We start from the raw sequence: 15,444 nt of genomic DNA, 5'->3' as shown, positions 1-15,444 counted from the left end.
CTTAAACTCCTGCGTGTCTTAGTTTAGCGATCATCCAGAACCAGAGCGTCACGTCGGATTTCATAGAGCATGACGCCTGTGGCAATGGCAAGATTAAGCGAATCCGCACGGCCAGCCTGAGGAATACGTGCCAAATGTGTGCAAATTTGAGCAAGATCATCAGGCAAACCCTGCTGTTCATTGCCCATCATCAGCACAACCGGCTGTTTGTTGTAAGGAATGGTCCGGTAATCAACCGCACCTTTGAGATGCGTTCCTACCAGCACGCCCTTATAGGATTTGCGCCAGTTGACGAATTCGTCATGCTTGGCGCGATAGAGCGGCACGGCAAAAACCGAACCCATGGTCGCGCGCACAGTCTCCATCGAATAAGGGTCAGTACAGTCACCGATCAGAATGATACCTTTGGCACCGACCGCATCAGCGGTACGGATGATAGTGCCGAGATTGCCGGGATCACGCACACGGTCGAGAGCGATATAGGTATCATTGCCTTGCGGGCGCAGATGATCCAGTGTTTCAAAACGCTGGTCAAAAACACCGGCAACCATTTGTGGATTGTCTTTACGGGTGATCGCCGCAATGACTTTTTCTGAAGCTTCAAGCACCAGACCACCACCGGCTTTGGTGCGGGCTGCCACTTTTTCTACCAGCGGATTGCCTTTACCGGCTTTGGAAAACACCAGAGTGCGGATGCGCCAGCCCTGATCAATGGCATCGATCACCAGTTTCAGACCTTCCGCCAGAAACACGCCTTGCTGGTCGCGGAACTTCTTCATAGACAAAGCACGCAGGTCTTTGACGATCGGATTGGTCAGGCTGGTAACTTCTTTAACGCTACCGGTGCGCGGAGTATCTTTGCGGGAAAAATCATTATTCTGGGTCATGAATTGGCAATCCAGCGGGAGAACATGGAAGTGGAAAGTGCGCGTTCGGCAGAGCGTTCACGCAGGATCAGTTCGCCTGATTCAATCACGCCGCCGCGACCGGTAAAGCGGTCGCGCATCAGCTCGTGAATGGCAAAGAATGAAGCACGGATCGAATAGGCAGTCAGCACAACGCTGAGGGCATCCGGCGAGAGAATGGCGCGGCACATATCGACCATCTGCGGCAGATTATCAAAAAGCTGCCAGACTTCGCCATTCGGACCGCGGCCATAGGCGGGCGGGTCGAGCAGGATAATGTCGTAAGTATTGCCACGGCGCTCTTCGCGCGCCACAAATTTGGTTGCGTCTTCGCAGATCCAGCGGATCGGCTTGTCTTCCAGACCGGCCAGCGCCTGATTTTCACGCGCCCAGTTGATAGCTTTTTTGGAAGCGTCCACATGGGTCACTTCTGCACCGGCATGGGCGGCAATCAGCGAGGCAACACCGGTATAGCCGAAGAGGTTGAGGACACGAACGGAACGGTTGATCTGTTTTTTACGGGCATCGCGCACCTGCTGCGCCATGAAAGCCCAGTGCGCGGCCTGCTCCGGAAAAACGCCGACATGGCGGAACGAGGTGAAGCGGCCGAAGAAGCGCACATCCTGCAACGCCATTGGCCAGGTTTCACCCAGTTGCTGTTTCGGAAAGTGCCAGCGTCCCATGCCTTCTTCATCGGTATTGCCGGTGAAGATCGCGTCTGCCTTATCCCATTCGCTCTGCGGCCATGCAGGCTGCCAGATTGCCTGCGCCTCAGGGCGGATGATGCGGTAAGGGCCATATTGTTCAAGCTTGAGACTGTTGCCGCTGTCAAGCAGCGCATAATCTTCGCTCGGGCTGGTCTCGAGAATAACCGGCAGATTTTGCTGAGGTCGGTCGCCTGTCAGTTTCAGCAATGAGCGCTGGGCGACAGCCGGTTCAGCCGTTACTTTTTTCGGTGCAGCCGGTGCTGCATTTTCAAAAGCCGCAGCATTCTGTTCGGTTTTAGCAAATTTCGGGCGCGGTTTTTTAAAACCCTGCGAAGGTGCAGCCGACACCGCTTTACGGCTATCGCGTGACTGTGCGGCCGGTTTGCCCGCAGATCGCGCTGATGAACCATTATGAGATTTGGCGGCTTTTCCTTTTGGCGGTTTCACCCTGTTTGCTCCGAAACTGTTAAACTCAAAATACTATACCATCAGATGGTGCAATATTTTCTGTTTCGTAGAGCATGGCAGCCTTTTGGGAAAGCTGAATTTAAGCGCAAATATCTTATAAATGCATCTTTGCCCTGAAAAGCCGCCATATCTGAGGTTCTTCAGGGCAAAATAACGGGCGGGATCAGCCCTGTTGTTTCAGGCTCTTTTCATAGACCATAATACCGGCGGCAAGGTCTTCCATGGCTGCACCCACGGATTTGAACAGTGTAATGTCCTGATCGCTTACGCGGCCTTTGACTGTTCCGCGTGCCAGATCAAACAGATCGCCGAGCACATGATCCGGCTTGATAATGCCGTCACGCAAAGGCTGTGTAATGTCGCCGCCTTCTTTCAGAGCACCGTCTTTGGTGTCGACAAAAACACGGGAGCGCAGCACGGCTTCGTCATCGCTTTCACGCATATCCGGCGTGAAAGCGCCGACCAGATCCACATGGGTGCCGGGATGCAAATGTTTCCCGTGAATCAATGGTTCGGTTGCCAGAGTGCCGGCGGCAACAATATCCGCCTGCTGAATGGCTGCGATATGATCTTCTGCAATATAGGCATTATAGCCTTCATCACGCAGTTCTTTGAGTGTTGCTTCTGCCCGTTTCGGATTGCGCACGCAAAGCGCAATATCGGTAATCGGGCGCACAGAACTATGGGCGCGGACGAGATTGGAAGAAACCGCTCCGGCACCCATAATGACAAGACGCGATGCATCTTCCCGTGCCAGATAGCGGGCGGCAAGGGCGGAGGCTGCGGCCGTGCGCCAGCGGGTCAGGCTCTGGCCGTCGATCAAAGCTTTCGGTTCGCCGGTAATGCCGTCAAGCAGCAGGTACACCCCCATAACCGCAGGCTTGTCGATCAGACCGTTATCCGGTGACACGGTGACGATTTTAACGCCCATATAGCCTTGCGACTGATGCTCAAGTTTATGGAAATCTGACCATGCAGGCATCAGCAGCAACATGGACGGGCTGCCCTCAGGGCGTTCAACCGGATGGTGATGGCGCACAGGCTGGATCATACCGTTACGGAAGGCGCTGTCCAGCGCATCGACCAGTTCCGGCCAGGTCATCAGATCATCAACGGCAGCAGCGGAAATATGAAGCATTATTTGTCAGGCCTTTTATGATGCCGCCCATTGTCTCCTGCAATGCACGGGCATTTATTTTCATTAGAGCATTTCACAGTCAAGTTGGATCAACTTGACGCCCGTGATAATGCGACCAAATAAAGAATCTAGAGCGTAGCGCATTTAATTATACTCACTGCGCTCGCTCGATCTCCTTGTTTTCACGTATGTCGTTATCGGAAAACCGGTGCCCGTTTTTCCGCGACATGCTTTAGAGCGCTGTGTGCCCGATCGGCGCACAAAACGCGCTCTCACAACAACAGATTGTTCCCATGCCTGAGGGTGGGAGACAAGCACCGATCTTTATGAAGTTGATGAAAAAGCCTGATAATATATGTGGTCTGTGTGGATGCAGCGCCGAGATCAGGACAGGGAAGATGCGGATGGCAGGTTTTTGGCTTCCGCCTGTTTGGCGCGGGTCAGGAGTGCATCGGCTTCTGCTTTACGCTTGCGTGCCAGTTTGCGGTGTCGTCCCTGTGTGAACCAGATCAGCAGACCGCCGGTAACAATACCAACAAGAAAAGCCCCCAGCACCCAGAGAAACAATGGTGCTGTATAGGTCAGAGCAGGATTGCCGGGGTTGAACGGATCAAGCGTCACACTGACTGCACTGCGATTGGCGACCGACAGTACAATTAAAATCACTGCAAGCGGCAAGGCAATGACAAGTGTCAGAAAACGGTTGGTCATGTTTAATATCCGTAATTCTCGGGCTGCACTGCATAAAATATAAGTGCTATCAGGCATAAATATGCCCGATAGCAGAAGTGCCTGATTTTATATCACCGCTCGCATGTTGCGCATAAAGACGCTTGTATATGCGCTGCAGCTATTATTGATTAATCGTGGCCGTTATTGAGGCGATCACGCAGTTCTTTGCCGGTTTTGAAGAACGGAACCCATTTTTCCTCAACATCGACCGATTCGCCCGTGCGCGGGTTGCGTCCGTTGCGGGCAGGGCGGTTTTTCACGGAAAAGGCGCCGAAGCCACGGAGCTCTACGCGGTTTCCTTCCGCCAGAGCTTCAGTAATTTCATCGAAAACTGCACCGACAATATTTTCCACGTCGCGCTGGAAAAGATGCGGATTGCGGCTGGCGATGATCTGCACGAGTTCAGATTTAATCACTGCGTTCGACCTCTCTGCAATATTAGCGCTTAATCCGGCCGTCTGAAACGGACCGCTGCGCTTCCGGTTTTGATATACTGCGCATCTGACCCGCACCTTTAATAAGGATCGGGGAATGCGCCCTAAAAGAATACTCTCAGAACCTGTATGCGGGCTGTCCCCGTCGGAACAGAGACAGCTTAGTATGAATAATATGCCTATGCTATTAATATTTCATAGCATAACTATCTGAAAATACGCATTATCTTTAATGTTAAACGCATTTTACGGGTATTATTGCGGTTTTTCTCCGTTGCTACCGTGCCAAACTGAAAGCATGCCGTCAAGGAAGATACGTTGACCGATCTGTTCATCAAATAGTGCACCGGCCTGATCGGACAAGCCCATGTTCCGCAACAATAATTTCATTGCAGCTGAGGAAAGCAGGTCATTATAGGATGAGCTTTCAGCTTTCCACTCGATAACCGGCAACTCTTTGTCGATGCCTTTGGTCTCAAGCCATGCAACAGAGGTTTCCTCATCGCCGATCGCGTCAATCAGCTTATGCTGCAATGCCTGACGGCCGGTATAGACCGAACCATTGGTCAAAGCAGGGAGCTTGTCGGCTGTAATCATCGGACGGCGTTCTTTAACCAGACCAACAAACCAGTCATAAGTATCTTTGACTGTGTTATCGATCATGGCCTTGGCTTCTTCACTGGCCGGAGAGAAGAAATTCGGCTCGGCCTTCAGCGGGCTGGATTTGATGGTTTCAAATTTCACACCGACTTTATCCAGCAAGGCGCTGATATCAGGATATTGAAACAGCACGCCGATCGAACCGATCATAGATGTCTTATGGGCGATCACATGGTCTGAGGCGATGGCAATCATATAGCCCGCGGATGCTGCCAGTGTGCCGACCTGTGAGACCACTGGTTTCTTATCGGCGATTTTGCGCACGGCATCATAAATCACTTCGCCGCCGGTCGTGGTGCCGCCGGGAGAGCTGATATCCAGAATGACGCCTTTCACCATATCGCTCTCTGCGACATCTTTGAGACGTTTCAAAAGCTCTTCATTGTTATAAATGGTGCCGGTGATGGAAATTTTTGCAATGTGAGGCACATTGCGGGAAGACTTGCTGCCGTTGATGTAAAGCGCAGCGAAGAGTATCATTGCCGCAACAAGCAGCAAAGTGACAGCACGCCAGAAAGTCAGCTTACGGCGAATTCGACGACGTTCAAGCACTGCATCGGCAGTATAAGTCATGAGATATGTCCGTTCTTGGGCTTATATGATGTCTTTATATGTCGCATAAACAGAATGTATTTTGGAAGCGGGGATAATATCCGAGGAAGACCTGAACATGGTATTATCAGGTTTTTTAACCTCATATCATTGAAAAGTGATCTGAGTTAAACCTCCGGAACGCACAACTGCAGCAATGCAGCTTGTTTTGGACGCGGTATCATCCCATTTATACCACAATAAAAAGCGATTTGAGCGCACTATACAGAATAGTCGTGCATTTCACCGATAAATATTAATACCTTACGTGTAGGCAGCTGGCAAATTGCCGGTTTCAGGAGTTTTGGACTGTGTCAGACCATAAAATGGTTTTCGGAGCGTCACATAAAAGTACCGCTGTGTTTCACGCTGCGAAGAGACACAGCATGCGCGTGCGCGTTCTGAAAACCGCTTTGCCGGTTGTTGCTCTCGGCGTGGCTGCGGTTTTCTCATGGTACACATTTCTGGCTACGCCTCCCTCACCGGTGAAAGTTGAGCTTGATCCCTCTGAAAGCGGCAAGCTGGTGATGACCGGCCCGCAGCTTAAAGGTTACACCAAGGATAAGCGTCCGTTTTCGATGGTTGCCGAGCGCGCTGTGCAGGATGCCAAACAGAACGGCGTGGTTGCGCTGGAAGGAATCAAAGCGCAATTGCCTGTCGGTGATAAAGACAGCGCTGAGATTGATGCGGCATCCGGCGTCTATGACAGCAATAACGGTCATTTGCAGTTTGATAATGCGTTCACAGTGAAGACAACCGATGGCATGGAAGCCAAGCTGGGCTCTGCCAATGTGAATGTGTCGAGTGGCGAGATGTCGACCGATAAGCCGGTGGATATCCGCACAAAAAACGCACATATCCGCGCAAATAAAATGCTCATTAAGGAAAACGGCAAGGTGATGGTGTTTGATGATCAGGTTCAGCTGACCATTGAGCCTGTTAAGGAAACCGTCTCCGCAGCGAAAAAGGGCAGCTGATTGCAGCACCTGTGTTGCTGCCCGTAAAGCAGTCTTTGTTTCGTCGTTGAACAGAGTGTGATAGTGATTTACACTAATAAGTAATACGCCTGTTATAGATGTGTTGGCAGACTGCGTATATTCCGGCCCGACTTATGATCCGGCGGCAAGAATATATTCAGAAGTTTGTTGTTTTATTCTCAAACTTGCGATTTATAACAAGGGTGATTTTCGAGGGAATGAATATGATGCGGCAACAGGCAGGCAGCGAGCTGAAAACAGGCTCACAGAATACAGTTTCGGGCAAGTCTGCGCTGCGCCTGACAGGCGTGAAGCAGATCGCCGCCCTCTTCATGTCCGGTTTGCTGATTTTGCCTTTGAGCCTTTCAGTTGCTCAGGCACAGCAGGGTGTTCCCCTTGACGGATTGAAATTATCTGACAGCAAAGAACCTGTGTCGATTGATGCCGGTAAAATGGAAGTGCGCGACAAAGAGGGCATTATCATTCTCACCGGTAATGTTTCGGTCAAGCAGGGCGATATTCTGCTGCGTGCCGGTCGTATGCAGGTTCATACCGGCAAGAAAAAAGACGGCGGCGATAAAGCCGGTGCTGATAAAGCCAAAGGCGGTATCGGTGGTTTGAGTGGCGCTGGTCTGGATGCCGGCGGCATTGAGAAGATTGAAGTGGACGGAAAAGTCTATCTGAAATCCGGTACACAGGTCGCAACCGGCGATGCCGGCACTTATGATGCCAAAGCGCAGACAATGGTGCTGACCGGCCAGAAAGTTGTGCTGTCTGATGGTGATAATATTGCCACCGGTTGCAAGCTGACAGCCAATACCCAGACAGGCAAAGCCTATCTGGAAAGCTGTAAAGGACAGTCCGGCCGCGTCTCCATTATTCTGTCTCCTAAAGCCGAATAAAATTGCAAGATCAGAGCTGTTCTGGTCTGCAACTGAGCTGATAAATTTAATTTTGCTTGTGCTTTGAATGCAGGCACCGGCTTTGATAACTGGTCTGGATTTCTATTGTCCTCTTTAAACGCCCAAACCGATCATGCTCCCGATAATGCCGCGGCCGATGCTGCGGGCAATTTGCAGGCGCAGTCTGCCGGTGCGGAAGGACAGCGTCCGCCTCAGGAATTGTCACGGCTTAAAGGAACGCTGGTTGCCAGAGGCATCAGCAAGAGCTATCGCGGCCGTCAGGTTGTGAATGGTGTGTCCTTTGGTGTGCGTGCCGGTGAGGCTGTCGGTATTCTGGGTCCGAACGGTGCCGGTAAAACCACTTGCTTTTATATGGTGACCGGTCTGGTGCCGGTCGACAGCGGTACGATTGAGATTGACGGTTTTGACGTAACATCTATGCCGATGTATCGCCGTTCACGGCTCGGCATCGGCTATCTGCCGCAGGAAGCTTCGATTTTCCGTGGTCTGTCGGTTGAAGATAATATCAAGGCCGTGCTGGAAGTGGTCGAAAAAGACCGCAAAAAGCGCGCCATTGAACTGGATGCGCTGCTGGAAGAATTCCATATCACGCATCTGCGCAAGGCGCAGGCGATTTCACTGTCGGGTGGTGAACGCCGCCGTCTCGAAATTGCCCGTGCACTGGCATCCCGCCCGAATTTTATGCTGCTGGATGAGCCTTTTGCCGGTGTGGATCCGATTGCGGTTGCGGATATTCAGCAACTTGTGCGCCACCTCACCAGCCGCGGCATCGGTGTGCTGATTACCGATCACAATGTGCGTGAAACGCTCGGCCTGATTGACCGCGCTTATATTATCCATGCCGGACAGGTGCTGACCCATGGCCGTCCGAAAGAGATCGTCGCCAATCCCGATGTACGCAGATTGTATCTGGGCGATCAGTTTACTCTGTAAGTTCAAATTTTACGCAAAGCGTTATTAGAGCATTTCACAGTCAAGTTGGATCAACTTGACGTCGGGATAATGCGACAAACTAAAGAATCTAGAGCGAGCATTGCGATCCAGCATGAATGTAAACCGCTCTAGTCAGCGAATCCCGGGAGCAGTTTCTGCTTCCGAATTTATTTGAAATCGTTGATGATTTTGATAACGGGCGTTTATTTCGCCGGAATTTTCGACAGGCGCTTATATAGTGACTGATTGTGTCAATCAAAGAGCTGTCCGCATATTCTTTTGGCACATGCAAAGTTTATTTTATTTTATGTCAGTTCGCTTTGCGCAATGCCTTCGCTTGTGGTTAGATTGAGGTGTTCGAATATAGACAGCGAGGTACTGCCACATGAGTCTCCGCGTTTCGGGTAAACATATGGACATCGGTGATGCTTTCCGCATCAGAATTGAAGACCGTGTCCGTGATGCTGTTAGCAAATATTACGAAGGTGGCTTTTCCGGTACAATTACAGTCGTTAAATCAGGTTCCCGTTTTACTACGGATTGCACTTTGCATCTGGATACCGGAGCGACTCTGCAGTCTTCTGCAGAAGCGCAGGATCCGCAATTTTCTTTTGACGCAGCGGCTGAAAAGCTGGAGACAAGGATGCGCCGCTATATGCGTCGCCTCAAGTCCCGCTCTCTGGTTCAGTCAGCGCGCAACAATCATCAGAATATCGCCTATAGCGTGATGGAACCGGCTCCCGACGAAGATCATGATCTTCCTGAGGATTATGCGCCGACGATCGTCGCGGAATCATCCGTTTCCCTGCGCACGCTGAGTGTTGCATCTGCCGTTGTTGAGCTTGATCTGACAGAGCATCCTGTATTGGTCTTCCGCAATGCAGGAAGTGAAGAAGTCAACATTGTCTATCGTCGTCCGGATGGCAATATTGGCTGGATTGATCCGTCCAGAGTCGCACAGGCAGCCCGCGTTTAAGGCTGAACTGACAGGCCCCGCTATTTGCGAATCCGCAGATAGCGGGGTTTTGCTTTTCCGGAACAGAATATTGAAGCGATGAGTGGGTTGCCTGCCCTGTTTTCTGCGTGGTTGCAGTTGTTATTCACGATATCTAGAGATAGGAATTTTTGTGTTACTGGTGTACCTTGAGCGGAATGCCGCAAAGCAGGCGTCAGTGAATGCGTATTGTAATCTTTTTTTAATTTTTATTTATGATTGAAATCAATGCGTTACGGAGTTGATGCGTGAAAAGTGTGAGTAGAATCGCGAATTTGACTTGAGTATCTGTTGAATGGGCAGTAGATCACTGCACCTCCCGGTTACGGAGATGATTACTCCGCATGAGAGAAGGAATGGAGAAAATGGATCTTAGCGATCTGATTCAGCCAGGGGCGATTATCCCTTCGCTGAAGGCAAGCTCCAAGAAGCAATTATTGCAGATCTTGGCTGAGAAGGCTGCTGAACTCACAGGTCTTTCTGAGCGAGAAGTTTTTGAAACTGTGACTCAGCGTGAGCGTCTGGGGTCTACCGGTGTTGGCAACGGCATCGCGATACCGCATGGCAAACTGCCGAATATCAGTAAAATTACCGGTGTTTTTGCGCGTCTTGAGCAGCCGGTGGATTTTGAAGCATTGGATGATCAGCCGGTTGATCTGGTATTTCTGTTGCTTGCACCGGAAAATGCAGGTGCAGATCATCTGAAGGCACTGTCCCGTATTGCGCGTTTGCTGCGCGATCCGGATATGGTTGCTAAATTGCGCGGCACCGTTGATGCGCAGGCACTGCATTCATTTTTGATTGCGCCACCTGCATCCAATGCTGCCTGAAAAGCTGACAGTCCTGTTGATTAAGCAGGGTTGAGTTGAATTTAAAATGCCGTGTTTGCCCTGTGCAGCGCGGCATTTTTCATGAAGTGGGAATAAAAACAAAACCCGCCTGTGATACAGGCGGGTTGTAATGTGTTTAACCGGTTTCACTTGTCAGGATGCGCTTAATGCAGCATCACTGTGTGGAGTTCATGTTCCTGTGCTCCGGCCAATGCTGTGGCGCGCATATCGGAAAGCATGATAGGGGTTCCGCTGGCGCCGAAGAGAGCCCAGAGTTCCATGCCCGGCGCCATTGGTGGTAATGCAGGGAAGCGCCGTGACAAATCTTCGGAGCGAACTTTGCGCAAATAGGCGATTTCACCTTCGCCGAGATGGGCAAATTCGAATTCTGTAAAAATGTGTTTGTCAGCAGTCATTTTAGGCCTCCTGTCCTGGCAGCTCAAAATTGACGCTGCCTTTCGAGAGCATTTGCAGTTGCATTTATCAGCCGATAAAACTGCAACCACGGAGCTGATTATAACAATGAACCCTTTACAGTTCTTTTATAATCCTGAGAACGGTCACTCTTTCACGTTTATACTAATACGCTTGACGAGGCGTTCTGGTTCCGGTCTGTCGAGATCAATCGACAATAATCCGTTTTTTAGTTCCGCGTTGACCACGCGCATACCGTCTGCCAGCACAAAAACACGCTGAAACTGACGTGCAGCAATGCCGCGATGCAGATATTCCCGCTCGGATTCATCGGTCTGCCGTCCGCGGATAACCAGCTGGTTATCTTCAGTCGTAACTTCCAGATCGTCATCAGAAAAACCGGCAACAGCAAGTGTGATGCGCAATTTCTCAGGAACCGGTTGTTCCTGATCCTGCGCAGAGCTGCGCAGTCTTTCGATATTATATGGCGGATAGCCGTCACCGGATTTAGCAATCCGTTCCAGCGTTTTTTCCATCGTATCGAAACCCAGCAGCAGCGGGCTGGAGAAAGGTGTAAGTCTGGTCATTGTTCAGTCCTTAAGAGCGACCGTTTGGGGAAAACCCGTAGCGGCGTTTTCCTGCTCTTTATATGGCTTGAGAAAAGCTCCACTTCAAGAGCAACAGCTGATATGTGCGTTATCGTTCAAGATTCGTGCTGAAAATAATTTCACTGCATTTATAGTGCGCCTGAAAGCTCATGAGTTCACATGACGCCATGCGCAGATTTTTTGATGAAAGGGATGGCTTTGATGGCCCGCAAAATTATTATCGACACAGATCCGGGGCAGGATGATGCATTGGCAATCCTGCTGGCTCTGGCAAGTCCGGAGCTGGATGTGCTGGGTATTGTTGCTGTGGCCGGTAATGTGCCTTTGCCGCTGACGCAGCATAATTCTCTGAAAATTGCCGAACTGGCAGGCAAGCCGCAGACAAAGGTTTTTGCAGGCGCGTCCAAGCCGCTGGTTCGCCCGCTGGTTACTGCAGAAGAAGTCCATGGCCGCACCGGTCTTGATGGTCCTGATCTGCCAGAGCCGGTGATGAAACTGCACAAGCAACATGGTGTGGATTTCATCATTGAAACTTTGCTGCATGAAGCTGCGGGCACAGTCACGCTTTGCGTTCTCGGACCTTTGACCAATATTGCGCTGGCGCTGAACAAGGCACCGGAAATCGCTTCCCGCATTCAGGAAATCGTGCTGATGGGCGGCGGTTTCTTTGAAGGCGGCAATATTACGCCGACCGCCGAGTTCAACTTCTATGTGGATCCGGAAGCGGCGAAAGTCGTCTATGCCTCCGGTGTGCCGATTGTGATGATGCCGCTGGATGTTACCCATAAGGCGCTGACAACTGCAAAACGTATTGAGGCTTTCCGCTCCCTTGGTAACAAGGTGGGGGATGCCTGCGTGGCGATGCTGGAGTTTTTCGAACGCTTTGATGAGGAAAAATACGGTACAGACGGCGGACCGCTGCATGATCCGAATGTGATTGCCTATCTGCTGAAGCCGGAACTCTATTCAGGCCGTCATTGCAATGTTGAGATCGAAACCGCGTCTGAGCTTTGCCTCGGTATGTCGGTAATCGACTGGTGGGGTGTTACCAAACGCCCGAAAAATGCAATCGTGATGCGTGATGTTGACCACGAAGGTTTCTTCACATTGCTGACCGAGCGTATTGCAACGCTTTAAATATAGAGACGATAAAAAAGGCCGGAGATTTCTCCGGCCTTTTCTTTTACTGGACTTCTGCCGCGTAAGGAATGGAAGGCTGAGCACCGGCTTTCAGGCAAGCGAGCGATGCTGCCTTTGCAGCGCGCTGGCAGGCATCACGCAAAGACAGGCCGCTGTCGAGACCGGCCGCGAGATAGCCGCAGAATGTGTCACCGGCACCAACCGTATCCACCGGCTTAACCTTCAGGGCAGGCAGGCTGTAATGCTCATCCGGTGTTGCCACCATAATGCCCTGCGCACCCAGCGTTACGATAATGGTACGGCCATAATGCTCGGCAAAGTCGATCATTCTGGCCTGACGGTCATCGCCGGACAATTCAAGCTGGACGCTGGCCAGATCAAATTCCGTTTCATTGGCAATAATAATATCGGCGCGCGGCAACAGGCTGGCAGCATCATCGCGCCAGGGCGCGGTATTGAGAATGCAGGTTGTGTCGCTGGTTTCTGATGCAGCGATGGCTTTCTCCAGTGTCGGCAGCGGAATTTCCATTTGCAGCAGCAGATAACCGCCATCCAGATCAGCGGTGTTTACATCGTCTTGCGTAACCAGACCATTGGCACCCGGAATGACGATGATGGTATTTTCGCCGCTGTCTTCAACAGTGATGAGCGCGATACCGGTGGCATCGCCGCGTGTGGCGACACGGGTCAGATCCACGCCGTCGGCACGCAGCAATGCAACGGCCTGCGAAGCGAAGGAATCATCACCAACAGCACCGACCATACGCACGGATGCACCGGCGCGTGCGGCAGCAAGTGCCTGATTGGCACCTTTGCCGCCGGCGGCTGTTGAGAAGTTTCTGCCTGTGAGGGTTTCACCGGGCTCCGGCAGTTTCGGACTGCGGGCGATGAGGTCAAAATTAATCGAACCGATAATCGTAATCATAAAACATCCGGTATTTAAACCCGATCGTCAGCGGCGGCTGCGTGTCAGGGCGTTGGAAAAAGCACTTGCAAAGCTCTCGCGGTCATCGGGTGGCAAAAATCTGCCAATATCCAAAGTTCTGCCGTCACTTTGCAGCTGCATCTGGATAATGCCGATATCATCTTTACGGGTAATGTGAAACCGTGTGCGGAAAGGATTAAACTGATATGCGCGGATACGTCCTGAAGCGGAGACTTGCCTGATGAGCAACTGTTCGCGTGAAACCGTAATTTCTTCCCGTTGTCTGGCGGCATAATAATTAAGCCGGAACGCCAGATAGATCAGGGCAATGTCCAGTCCGAACAATCCGACCACCGGCCCGACTACTGGCAATGCGCCGATCTGCATGAAAACCATGCCGATACAAGCCCAGAGCAGCAGCAGGCTTAAAATCATGATCTGAAAACCGCGCGCACTTAAAGAACGGTAGGGAAGCAGGGTCGCTTTGAAAAACTGTGCGCCATAGGCGTCCGGATCAGCACCGTCCGGATGGTAGGGTGCATTCATGGCAATAACTCTCGGGGCCGCATATCGTTGGTAAAAGCTCGACAGCACAAAATACTAGAGCAAGTTTTGCGCCCCGAAAAAGAGCACGGCACTCCAGCCTGCGGCAAGCTTGCAGATAGGCTTCTTGCTTATAGCTTACTATATAAATGCCATGCAGAACAACCAGACCCAGATTCCCGCAAAATCTCAGCGTCGTGTCAGCGGCACGCTTTACACACCGGCAGAAATCCATGAGATTTTCCGGCGGTTTTCCGTGCAGCGTCCGGAGCCGAAAGGCGAGCTTGAGCACGTCAACACTTTCACGCTGCTGGTGGCGGTGATGCTGTCGGCGCAGGCAACCGATGCGGGCGTGAATAAAGCAACGCGGGCTTTGTTTGCCATTGCTGACACACCGCAAAAAATGGTCGATCTGGGTGAAGAGGTTGTCGGCGATTATATCCGCACCATCGGCCTGTGGCGTAATAAGGCGAAGAACGCAATTTTACTGTCTCATGCGTTGATTGATAATTTCGGCGGTGAAGTGCCGGGTGACCGTGATGCGCTGGTGACTTTGCCGGGGGTGGGGCGCAAAACAGCTAATGTGGTGCTCAATATGGCTTTTGGTCAGCCGACAATGGCGGTGGATACGCATATTCTGCGTATCGGCAACCGGATCGGTCTTGCGCCTTACAAAACACCGGATGAGATCGAAGCCAAGCTGGTGAAGATCATTCCGGCAGAGTTTATGATGCATGCCCATCACTGGCTGATCCTGCATGGCCGCTATGTCTGCAAGGCCCGCACGCCGGATTGCGTTAATTGCGTGATCGCCGATATTTGCAAATCGGCGCAGAAAACCAATACGATTCCGGCACCCTTGCTACGGATTGAAGATTAAGCACGGTGCAGAAGCTGGCGCAGAGCGGCAGTTGGTGCATCAAGCACGTGTGTCTTGTGGCGGATAAGTTCAGCGGCATTTGCCATAGAGGTTTGCGCCAGAACTACCAGCTGGCTGCCTGTATCATGAGCGGCGTTCGCAGCATCTGCGATTGCTCTTTCATAGGCTTTGATCTTACCGGCACGGAATAAATCCCATGCGCCGTCAATTAGCCTGATATCCGGTGCGGCCTGCGCATTGGCAAAGACCTGACGGAATAATTCTGTCGTCGGCTCCAGTGTGGTCGGAGCGGTGCACAGAACACTCACAGATAAACTGCTCTCCAGAGCCTGCTCTGCCAAAGCACGGTCTGTGCGCAGAACCGGCTTGGCAAAGACGGTGCGGGCATTATCAGCAATTGCGCCAAGGGTTGAACAGGTCACAAGAACCGCATCGGCCTCAGTGATGAGGTTTCGGATGATATGCAGCGTTGCCGTTTCAATGGCTGGCGTAATGCCTCCCTGCTGTTCTGCCGCTTCCAGCAATTCACTGTGAACCGCATGGTTGAGCTGTCCGACATCAAGCTGCAAGTTTGCGGCAGCTTTCCCGAAAATTTCAATATTACTGGCGGCAGTATGCAGACAGGCTATGCGCATTTGTCTC

Annotated in this window: 18 protein-coding genes; 7 read left to right on the top strand and 11 right to left on the bottom strand. The window is 51.6% G+C overall.

Annotated features, from left to right (window positions below; translation table 11 throughout):
- Window positions 1-23 precede the first annotated feature (23 nt).
- The 6 genes from JNC80_RS02455 to sppA all read right to left on the bottom strand — a co-directional run bounded on the left by JNC80_RS02455 (window position 24) and on the right by sppA (window position 5,617).
- Window positions 24-887, bottom strand: coding sequence for a TrmH family RNA methyltransferase (locus JNC80_RS02455; protein WP_151158693.1), 864 nt, complete (start codon window positions 885-887; stop codon window positions 24-26).
- On the bottom strand, window positions 884-2,059 hold the full coding sequence (locus JNC80_RS02450; RefSeq protein ID WP_376709403.1) for an RsmD family RNA methyltransferase: 1,176 nt from the start codon (window positions 2,057-2,059) through the stop codon (window positions 884-886). Before JNC80_RS02450 ends, JNC80_RS02455 begins: the two co-directional genes overlap by 4 nt.
- 184 nt (window positions 2,060-2,243) lie before the next feature.
- Complete coding sequence (lhpI, locus tag JNC80_RS02445) at window positions 2,244-3,218, bottom strand: bifunctional Delta(1)-pyrroline-2-carboxylate/Delta(1)-piperideine-2-carboxylate reductase (protein ID WP_376709402.1); 975 nt, start codon at window positions 3,216-3,218, stop codon at window positions 2,244-2,246.
- A 384-nt stretch (window positions 3,219-3,602) separates the two neighbouring features.
- Complete coding sequence (locus JNC80_RS02440; protein WP_022710697.1) at window positions 3,603-3,929, bottom strand: lipopolysaccharide assembly protein LapA domain-containing protein; 327 nt, start codon at window positions 3,927-3,929, stop codon at window positions 3,603-3,605.
- A gap of 149 nt (window positions 3,930-4,078) precedes the next feature.
- Window positions 4,079-4,366, bottom strand: a complete 288-nt coding sequence (locus tag JNC80_RS02435; protein ID WP_033315997.1) for an integration host factor subunit beta — start codon at window positions 4,364-4,366, stop codon at window positions 4,079-4,081.
- A gap of 273 nt (window positions 4,367-4,639) precedes the next feature.
- Window positions 4,640-5,617 (bottom strand): signal peptide peptidase SppA, encoded by a 978-nt coding sequence (gene sppA, locus JNC80_RS02430; protein WP_022710699.1) that lies wholly within the window; start codon window positions 5,615-5,617, stop codon window positions 4,640-4,642.
- A gap of 344 nt (window positions 5,618-5,961) precedes the next feature.
- Here sppA and lptC point away from each other — a divergent pair, with 344 nt between their 5' ends.
- The 5 genes from lptC (at window position 5,962) to ptsN (ending at window position 10,292) form a co-directional block, all read left to right on the top strand.
- Window positions 5,962-6,612 (top strand): LPS export ABC transporter periplasmic protein LptC, encoded by a 651-nt coding sequence (lptC, locus tag JNC80_RS02425; RefSeq protein WP_075654089.1) that lies wholly within the window; start codon window positions 5,962-5,964, stop codon window positions 6,610-6,612.
- A gap of 332 nt (window positions 6,613-6,944) precedes the next feature.
- Window positions 6,945-7,514 carry an LptA/OstA family protein gene (locus tag JNC80_RS02420; protein WP_376709628.1) on the top strand — a complete coding sequence of 190 codons (570 nt, stop codon included), beginning with the start codon at window positions 6,945-6,947 and terminating at the stop codon, window positions 7,512-7,514.
- 171 nt (window positions 7,515-7,685) lie between these two features.
- The gene (gene lptB / locus JNC80_RS02415; protein WP_051139016.1) at window positions 7,686-8,468 is read left to right on the top strand and encodes an LPS export ABC transporter ATP-binding protein; all 783 of its coding nucleotides are present in this window, start codon (window positions 7,686-7,688) and stop codon (window positions 8,466-8,468) included.
- A gap of 385 nt (window positions 8,469-8,853) precedes the next feature.
- On the top strand, window positions 8,854-9,444 hold the full coding sequence (gene hpf / locus JNC80_RS02410; RefSeq protein ID WP_075654090.1) for a ribosome hibernation-promoting factor, HPF/YfiA family: 591 nt from the start codon (window positions 8,854-8,856) through the stop codon (window positions 9,442-9,444).
- Window positions 9,445-9,827: 383 nt separating this feature from the next.
- Window positions 9,828-10,292: a PTS IIA-like nitrogen regulatory protein PtsN gene (gene ptsN, locus JNC80_RS02405; protein WP_028233579.1), complete on the top strand. Its 465-nt coding sequence runs from the start codon at window positions 9,828-9,830 to the stop codon at window positions 10,290-10,292.
- 164 nt (window positions 10,293-10,456) lie between these two features.
- Here the strand turns inward: ptsN and JNC80_RS02400 are convergent, their stop codons facing one another.
- Both JNC80_RS02400 and JNC80_RS02395 read right to left on the bottom strand, forming a co-directional pair.
- The gene (locus JNC80_RS02400; protein ID WP_075654091.1) at window positions 10,457-10,708 is read right to left on the bottom strand and encodes a BQ00720 family protein; all 252 of its coding nucleotides are present in this window, start codon (window positions 10,706-10,708) and stop codon (window positions 10,457-10,459) included.
- 144 nt (window positions 10,709-10,852) lie between these two features.
- Window positions 10,853-11,293, bottom strand: coding sequence for an Hsp20 family protein (locus JNC80_RS02395; protein WP_022710706.1), 441 nt, complete (start codon window positions 11,291-11,293; stop codon window positions 10,853-10,855).
- A gap of 222 nt (window positions 11,294-11,515) precedes the next feature.
- Here JNC80_RS02395 and JNC80_RS02390 point away from each other — a divergent pair, with 222 nt between their 5' ends.
- Window positions 11,516-12,451, top strand: coding sequence for a nucleoside hydrolase (locus tag JNC80_RS02390; RefSeq protein WP_028233580.1), 936 nt, complete (start codon window positions 11,516-11,518; stop codon window positions 12,449-12,451).
- 46 nt (window positions 12,452-12,497) lie between these two features.
- On the opposite strand, the gene JNC80_RS02385 is transcribed toward JNC80_RS02390, so the two are convergent.
- Both JNC80_RS02385 and JNC80_RS02380 read right to left on the bottom strand, forming a co-directional pair.
- Window positions 12,498-13,379, bottom strand: coding sequence for a ribokinase (locus tag JNC80_RS02385; protein WP_075654092.1), 882 nt, complete (start codon window positions 13,377-13,379; stop codon window positions 12,498-12,500).
- Window positions 13,380-13,406: 27 nt separating this feature from the next.
- Complete coding sequence (locus tag JNC80_RS02380; RefSeq protein ID WP_225685988.1) at window positions 13,407-13,925, bottom strand: DUF2244 domain-containing protein; 519 nt, start codon at window positions 13,923-13,925, stop codon at window positions 13,407-13,409.
- A gap of 151 nt (window positions 13,926-14,076) precedes the next feature.
- On the opposite strand from JNC80_RS02380, the gene nth reads away from it, so the two are divergent.
- Window positions 14,077-14,802 carry an endonuclease III gene (gene nth / locus JNC80_RS02375; RefSeq protein ID WP_376709627.1) on the top strand — a complete coding sequence of 242 codons (726 nt, stop codon included), beginning with the start codon at window positions 14,077-14,079 and terminating at the stop codon, window positions 14,800-14,802.
- On the opposite strand, the gene JNC80_RS02370 is transcribed toward nth, so the two are convergent.
- The gene (locus JNC80_RS02370; protein ID WP_376709401.1) at window positions 14,799-15,437 is read right to left on the bottom strand and encodes an aspartate/glutamate racemase family protein; all 639 of its coding nucleotides are present in this window, start codon (window positions 15,435-15,437) and stop codon (window positions 14,799-14,801) included. The genes nth and JNC80_RS02370 overlap by 4 nt on opposite strands.
- Between the last annotated feature and the right edge of the window lie 7 nt (window positions 15,438-15,444).

Source organism: Pseudochrobactrum lubricantis (assembly GCF_041929865.1).
GTDB lineage: Bacteria > Pseudomonadota > Alphaproteobacteria > Rhizobiales > Rhizobiaceae > Pseudochrobactrum > Pseudochrobactrum saccharolyticum.
Note: the sequence above shows the minus strand (reverse complement) of the source record. Positions and strands in the feature narration are given on the sequence as shown.

Bases quoted from the DNA above. Each gene is read 5' to 3' on its own strand.
- JNC80_RS02455 (WP_151158693.1), bottom strand. From the start codon at position 887: ATGACCCAGAATAATGATTTTTCCCGCAAAGATACTCCGCGCACCGGT.
- lhpI (WP_376709402.1), bottom strand. From the start codon at position 3,218: ATGCTTCATATTTCCGCTGCTGCCGTTGATGATCTGATGACCTGGCCG.
- JNC80_RS02440 (WP_022710697.1), bottom strand. From the start codon at position 3,929: ATGACCAACCGTTTTCTGACACTTGTCATTGCCTTGCCGCTTGCAGTG.
- sppA (WP_022710699.1), bottom strand. From the start codon at position 5,617: ATGACTTATACTGCCGATGCAGTGCTTGAACGTCGTCGAATTCGCCGT.
- lptC (WP_075654089.1), top strand. From the start codon at position 5,962: ATGGTTTTCGGAGCGTCACATAAAAGTACCGCTGTGTTTCACGCTGCG.
- JNC80_RS02420 (WP_376709628.1), top strand. From the start codon at position 6,945: ATGTCCGGTTTGCTGATTTTGCCTTTGAGCCTTTCAGTTGCTCAGGCA.
- hpf (WP_075654090.1), top strand. From the start codon at position 8,854: ATGAGTCTCCGCGTTTCGGGTAAACATATGGACATCGGTGATGCTTTC.
- ptsN (WP_028233579.1), top strand. From the start codon at position 9,828: ATGGATCTTAGCGATCTGATTCAGCCAGGGGCGATTATCCCTTCGCTG.
- JNC80_RS02400 (WP_075654091.1), bottom strand. From the start codon at position 10,708: ATGACTGCTGACAAACACATTTTTACAGAATTCGAATTTGCCCATCTC.
- JNC80_RS02395 (WP_022710706.1), bottom strand. From the start codon at position 11,293: ATGACCAGACTTACACCTTTCTCCAGCCCGCTGCTGCTGGGTTTCGAT.
- JNC80_RS02390 (WP_028233580.1), top strand. From the start codon at position 11,516: ATGGCCCGCAAAATTATTATCGACACAGATCCGGGGCAGGATGATGCA.
- JNC80_RS02385 (WP_075654092.1), bottom strand. From the start codon at position 13,379: ATGATTACGATTATCGGTTCGATTAATTTTGACCTCATCGCCCGCAGT.
- JNC80_RS02380 (WP_225685988.1), bottom strand. From the start codon at position 13,925: ATGAATGCACCCTACCATCCGGACGGTGCTGATCCGGACGCCTATGGC.
- nth (WP_376709627.1), top strand. From the start codon at position 14,077: ATGCAGAACAACCAGACCCAGATTCCCGCAAAATCTCAGCGTCGTGTC.
- JNC80_RS02370 (WP_376709401.1), bottom strand. From the start codon at position 15,437: ATGCGCATAGCCTGTCTGCATACTGCCGCCAGTAATATTGAAATTTTC.